This window comes from Escherichia sp. KCJ4928, from assembly GCF_004352695.1.
GTDB lineage: Bacteria > Pseudomonadota > Gammaproteobacteria > Enterobacterales > Enterobacteriaceae > ECMA0423.
This window is the reverse complement of sequence record NZ_SJWV01000260.1, coordinates 1-3,968: the sequence shown is the minus strand read 5'-3', so window position 1 is coordinate 3,968 and position 3,968 is coordinate 1. Positions and strand designations below refer to the sequence as shown.

Annotated in this window: 4 protein-coding genes; 3 read left to right on the top strand and 1 reads right to left on the bottom strand. The window is 54.4% G+C overall.

The genetic code is table 11. The annotated features are described in order from the left end of the window. A partial coding sequence (gene yghO / locus E0D98_RS21910) for a protein YghO (protein WP_180351065.1) occupies window positions 1–1,091 on the top strand: 1,091 nt, incomplete at its 5' end. Between the two features lie 6 nt (window positions 1,092–1,097). Here yghO and glcC read toward each other — a convergent pair. Continuing rightward, a complete protein-coding gene (gene glcC / locus E0D98_RS21905) occupies window positions 1,098–1,862 on the bottom strand; it encodes a transcriptional regulator GlcC (protein ID WP_001297764.1) in 765 nt (254 codons plus the stop codon). 250 nt (window positions 1,863–2,112) lie between these two features. On the opposite strand from glcC, the gene glcD reads away from it, so the two are divergent. Both glcD and E0D98_RS21895 read left to right on the top strand, forming a co-directional pair. Then, entirely contained in the window at window positions 2,113–3,612 is a 1,500-nt protein-coding gene (gene glcD, locus E0D98_RS21900; protein WP_000026117.1) for a glycolate oxidase subunit GlcD, read from the top strand. Beyond that, a partial coding sequence (locus E0D98_RS21895) for an FAD-binding protein (RefSeq protein WP_131891008.1) occupies window positions 3,612–3,968 on the top strand: 357 nt, incomplete at its 3' end. The genes glcD and E0D98_RS21895, both read left to right, overlap by 1 nt.

Here is a 3,968-nt window from a genome sequence, read left to right as displayed (position 1 = left end):
ACCTTAAGGCATTTATCGCTTTTCCGTCATCACTTTATCCCGACGATCCAAACTGGATACCCCCTTTATTCATAGAACGCAACGAGCATTTGTCTGCGAAAAATCCGGGGACGGACCATATCATCTGGCAGGCGTGGGTGGCAAAAAAAGCGGGGCAGATAGTTGGGCGTATTACCGCGCAAATAGATACCTTGCACCGTGAGCGTTACGGTGAAGATACCGGTCATTTCGGCATGATTGACGCCATTGATGATCCGCAGGTTTTTGCCGCGTTGTTTGGCGCAGCGGAAGCGTGGTTGAAGTCACAAGGTGCAAGTAAGATCAGCGGTCCTTTCAGCCTGAATATCAATCAGGAAAGCGGATTACTGATTGAAGGTTTTGACACACCACCCTGTGCGATGATGCCACACGGCAAACCGTGGTATGCCGCGCATATTGAACAACTGGGTTATCACAAAGGCATTGATTTACTGGCGTGGTGGATGCAGCGAACCGATCTCACTTTCTCTCCGGCGCTAAAAAAACTGATGGATCAGGTGCGCAAAAAGGTGACCATTCGCTGCATCAATCGTCAGCGGTTTGCCGAAGAAATGCAGATCCTGCGTGAGATTTTCAACTCTGGCTGGCAGCACAACTGGGGATTTGTGCCGTTTACCGAACATGAATTCGCGACCATGGGCGATCAACTTAAATATCTGGTGCCGGACGATATGATCTATATCGCTGAGATTGATTCTGCACCCTGCGCGTTTATTGTCGGCTTGCCGAACATCAACGAGGCGATTGCCGATCTGAACGGATCGCTCTTTCCCTTCGGCTGGGCAAAATTGCTGTGGCGTTTGAAAGTCAGCGGTGTGCGAACTGCGCGAGTACCGCTGATGGGCGTGCGCGACGAGTATCAGTTCAGCCGCATCGGCCCGGTGATTGCGCTGTTATTGATTGAAGCCTTACGCGATCCGTTTGCCCGCCGGAAGATCGATGCGCTGGAGATGTCATGGATCCTCGAAACCAATACAGGCATGAATAACATGCTGGAACGCATTGGGGCGGAGCCGTACAAGCGTTACCGATTGTATGAAAAGCAGATTTAATACCAGCTAACTCAGGTTCATCTCCAGCGGCACCGCCGAGCGAATCAAATGGTGGCCTTCCAGCTCGATATCGTGGAGATTCTTTTTCACGGTCCGCACATGATCGCGTGCTGCGCGCTGGGCGACGTGCGGCAGCCGCTGCAACACCGCGTTGTAGATCCTCGCATGCTGGCGATCGATCTGCTTTTTTTGCTGTGGTCGATGGTAGAGATTATTTACGCTGGCAAACACTGAATTAAACATCAGATCGGTCAATGATTGCAGCGTAAACACCAGCACCTGATTGTGAGAAGCCTGACAAATGGCGAGATGGAAAGCGTGATCCAACTGCGCATGTTCGATCAGCGAAATCTCTTTGTTGTTCTCACTGGCGGCGAGCATTTTTTCATAACAGCGGGTTATCACAACAAAATCAGCCTGCGTTCCCAGCGTTGCCGCCAGCCTTGCCGATTCGCCCTCCAGTAATGCGCGAACGTCGAGCAGATCGTACAGCGTTCGCGGCTGCGTACTGAACAGATGGATCAGCGGGCTGGTGTCCTGCACCCGATTAAGCCGTGCGACACGAGAATCGCGACCCTGCGCCGTTTCAATAATCCCGCGCCCGCGCAGCACGGTCAGCCCTTCACGCAGTGCGGAGCGTGAGAAGCCGAGCTTTTCACACAGTCGACGTTCCGAGGGAAGTGGCTGACCGACCTTCAGTACGCCGTCGATAATTAACCGTTCGATACTCTCTGCAACCACTTCGCAAATAGGGCGACGTTCATCTTTCATTCCCGGACCTCGTGCACAGGTAGGACCAATTTTTCTGTTCTTAACTCGCAAAACACGCACATCACGTAAGTGATTATGTTACATCAATTTAACATTGAGTTAACCAAGGCAAGGTCACAGAGCTGGAAAAAAAATGGTCTGACCGGTAGCTAAAGAGATAGACGAAAACGAAAAGCCCGCTTAATAACTGTTCACAGAAGCAGCGCGCAAAAATCAGCTGCCACACAACACAACAAAGCGAAGCCTACTCATGAGCATCTTGTACGAAGAGCGTCTTGATGGCGCTTTACCCGATGTCGACCGCACATCGGTACTGATGGCACTGCGTGAGCATGTCCCTGGACTTGAGATCCTGCATACCGATGAGGAGATCATTCCTTACGAGTGTGACGGGTTGAGCGCGTATCGCACGCGTCCATTACTGGTTGTTCTGCCTAAGCAAATGGAACAGGTGACAGCGATTCTGGCTGTCTGCCATCGCCTGCGTGTACCGGTGGTGACCCGTGGTGCAGGCACCGGGCTTTCTGGTGGCGCGCTGCCGCTGGAAAAAGGTGTGTTGTTGGTGATGGCGCGCTTTAAAGAGATCCTCGACATTAACCCCGTTGGTCGCCGCGCGCGCGTGCAGCCTGGAGTGCGTAACCTGGCGATCTCCCAGGCCGTTGCGCCGCATAATCTCTACTACGCACCGGACCCTTCCTCACAAATAGCCTGTTCAATTGGCGGCAATGTGGCGGAAAATGCCGGTGGCGTCCACTGCCTGAAATATGGTCTGACCGTACATAACCTGCTGAAAATTGAAGTGCAAACGCTGGACGGCGAGGCGCTGACGCTGGGATCGGACGCGCTGGATTCACCTGGTTTTGACCTGCTGGCGCTGTTCACCGGATCGGAAGGTATGCTCGGCGTGACCACCGAAGTGACGGTAAAACTGCTGCCGAAGCCGCCCGTGGCGCGGGTTCTGTTAGCCAGCTTTGACTCGGTAGAAAAAGCCGGACTTGCAGTTGGTGACATCATCGCCAATGGCATTATCCCCGGCGGGCTGGAGATGATGGATAACCTGTCGATCCGCGCGGCGGAAGATTTTATTCATGCCGGTTATCCCGTCGACGCCGAAGCGATTTTGTTATGCGAGCTGGACGGCGTGGAGTCTGACGTACAGGAAGACTGCGAGCGGGTTAACGACATCTTGTTGAAAGCGGGCGCGACTGACGTCCGTCTGGCACAGGACGAAGCAGAGCGCGTACGTTTCTGGGCCGGTCGCAAAAATGCGTTCCCGGCGGTAGGACGTATCTCCCCGGATTACTACTGCATGGATGGCACCATCCCGCGTCGCGCCCTGCCTGGCGTACTGGAAGGCATTGCCCGTTTATCGCAGCAATATGATTTACGTGTTGCCAACGTCTTTCATGCCGGAGATGGCAACATGCACCCGTTAATCCTTTTCGATGCCAACGAACCCGGTGAATTTGCCCGCGCGGAAGAGCTGGGTGGGAAGATCCTCGAACTCTGCGTTGAAGTTGGCGGCAGCATCAGTGGGGAACATGGCATCGGGCGAGAAAAAATCAATCAAATGTGCGCCCAGTTCAACAGCGATGAAATCACGACCTTCCATGCGGTCAAGGCGGCGTTTGACCCCGATGGTTTGCTGAACCCTGGGAAAAACATTCCCACGCTACACCGCTGTGCTGAATTTGGTGCCATGCATGTGCATCACGGTCATTTACCTTTCCCTGAACTGGAGCGTTTCTGATGCTACGCGAGTGTGATTACAGCCAGGCGCTGCTGGAGCAGGTGAATCAGGCAATTAGCGATAAAACGCCGCTGGTGATTCAGGGCAGCAATAGCAAAGCCTTTTTAGGTCGCCCTGTCACCGGGCAAACGCTGGATGTGCGTTGTCATCGCGGCATTGTTAATTACGACCCGACCGAGCTGGTGATAACCGCGCGTGCCGGAACGCCGCTGGTGGCGATTGAAGCGGCGCTGGAGAGCGCCGGGCAAATGCTCCCCTGCGAGCCGCCGCATTATGGTGAAGAAGCCACCTGGGGCGGGATGGTCGCCTGCGGGCTGGCGGGGCCGCGTCGCCCGTGGAGCGGTTCGGTCCGCGAT

Coding starts and splice junctions, on each gene's coding strand:
- glcC (WP_001297764.1), bottom strand. CDS start 1,862: ATGAAAGATGAACGTCGCCCTATTTGCGAAGTGGTTGCAGAGAGTATC.
- glcD (WP_000026117.1), top strand. CDS start 2,113: ATGAGCATCTTGTACGAAGAGCGTCTTGATGGCGCTTTACCCGATGTC.